This is a genomic window from Pseudomonas sp. CM27, from assembly GCF_013179515.1.
In the GTDB taxonomy this organism is placed as follows: domain Bacteria; phylum Pseudomonadota; class Gammaproteobacteria; order Pseudomonadales; family Pseudomonadaceae; genus Aquipseudomonas.
Map to the genome: position 1 here is coordinate 1 of NZ_JABMCN010000418.1, position 2,031 is coordinate 2,031.

The 2,031-nt window shown below is 46.9% G+C and carries 2 protein-coding genes and 1 pseudogene; all 3 read right to left on the reverse strand.

Going from position 1 to position 2,031, the window contains the following annotated elements:
* Positions 1-133 (reverse strand): annotated as a pseudogene (locus HP547_RS28530) (hypothetical protein); the annotation flags it as partial.
* 308 nt (positions 134-441) lie between these two features.
* The gene (locus tag HP547_RS28535) at positions 442-1,083 is read right to left on the reverse strand and encodes an imm11 family protein (RefSeq protein ID WP_256676472.1); all 642 of its coding nucleotides are present in this window, start codon (positions 1,081-1,083) and stop codon (positions 442-444) included.
* Positions 1,080-2,031, reverse strand: a 952-nt coding sequence (locus tag HP547_RS28540) for an RHS repeat-associated core domain-containing protein (protein WP_256676474.1), incomplete at its 5' end; no start/stop codon positions are given. The genes HP547_RS28540 and HP547_RS28535, both read right to left, overlap by 4 nt.

Below are 2,031 nucleotides of genomic sequence, written 5' to 3' on the forward strand. Positions count from 1 at the left end.
GCAGGTTGCCCTTGTCGTCGTAACGCGCTTGCCAGGTGCTGCCATCCGGGTAGGTGATCTGGGTCACCAGCGTGGTCAGGTGGTGGTATTCGTACTGGATCTTGCGGCCCAGCGGGTCGGTTTCTTCGAGCAGGCATTACCGAATGCAGTGGTCTTCCGAGATCAGAGCTGCCATTCCCCTTAACCAACAGCAAATCGGAAGTGACTGAGACAACGTTGGCAGCCACCTCCGCACCTACATTCTTAAAGAGCTAAGCCATCAACTCTGTGATTAGCCAAAAATACAAGCATGCAACAACTCGTCGGAGCCCCCCTTTCAACCCGACTCATCAAACTACTGATAAATCTATGGCAACAACTTGGCTTTTTTTGAGCGTGAAGGCTTCCATGAAATTAAAATGCTTTTCGCCCCAAGCCTGTTAAGATAGATTGATCACAACGTTATAAATCATCAAGCTCTGCCCATGGATCATATCTATAGTTTTCATCTACAGGCAGAAATGAAATCCCTTTTAGAAGGCTTGCGGCATGCTTGAAACGCTCACTGCAGAGCAGCTGCAATGTTTCTTGACAGCGAAAGACGTCACTATCAACAGAATCGGTCATAACAAACAAATCAATTTTACTAATGCTAACGGCACCTGGATAAAGCGGGCTTTGAATGACGGCTCCAGTTTCTAGATCTTTAGCCACTTCATATACTGAAAGCGATGTATCCAGAGCTGATAAGCTTTCGCCCGGTAGAAATATAAAGTACTCACCCGCTGCAACCCTCCCCCTTAGGGAAATCTCAAGGGGTACCGCTCTATATTTTACCTTAAGAGCATCGCAAACTTCTAAAAAATTTCGAGAGACATAAGTCGACCCTAGTTGATAAAAATCAAAATCTAGTAAATCGAGATCCATCTCTAGATCCGATAAAGCGAGTCGATATTGTTTTCTAATATTTAATGCCTCTGGATGCATCTCATATGGAGACCACTCGTAACTATCACAATTAAAAAACCCAGCAAGACTAGAAGGACACCCTTTGCCGGTAGGCTTATACTGCATTACGTAATATTTTTTTTCATTAATTCTCATAGCAGCCGCCCTGTAATTGCATCCACAACGAATTTGTTAGACTCAAGACCTTCCCTTGCGAAATTCTGAATTTTGCCGATTCCAAGTGCTAATTGAGTATCAGGAAGCATTCCAGCTTCAAAGATATCGTTTAACTTAGAAACCTTCGATTCAATAATATTCGTATATTTACCGTGATTAGACCAGTGCCCAGGCAGATCAACATGTTGCGTTAGGCTCTTACTGCCTGGCAGGAATATCCCATTAGCCGCGCCGTCCCCGTTGAAGCCCATACTCTTAAGCCTGTCAAACATTCTAGCGTATTGTGGGTTATTTAACACCTCTTCGGGGATCAGGTGATGGTTCGCCATACCATCTCCTTTTCTCGCGCCCATGCTGTTACCTAATTTGGTCGAACACCACCCTAGTGGGTCAACTTCCTGAACTGGGCTTACGGCGTACAAATAAATATTGTTATCACCAGCGAGACCTATTGGATCTTGAGTGATAAAGCGACCAATTACCGGATCATAATATCGAAACGTGTTGTAGTGCAGCTTTGTTTCGTCATCAAAATACTGGCCTTGAAAGCGTAGGTTCTGTTCGACCTCTCTAACGGCTATCTGCTCTACAGCCCCCCACGAGCGATACGTCGCCTGCCATACGATCTTCCCATCGCTATCCGTCATCTCCAACGGCGTACCAATCTGGTCTGTATGGAAGTAGTAAAGCTTCCGCTCCTCCCCTTCAACGTGATCAACCCGCGCCAACGGCGCATAGCTACCCGGCTCATAGAGGTAGAGAATGCTCTGCCCCGGCGTTTCCTCGCGCAGCATCCTCAGCCCTTGCCACAGAAAGCGCTTCTGCTCGACCTGGCCATTGATCTCAGCCTGCTTGGCTACCCGCCGCCCTAAGCTGTCATAGCGATACTCACCCCGACTTTCCAGCTTGCCATTGACCAGCGTCTCC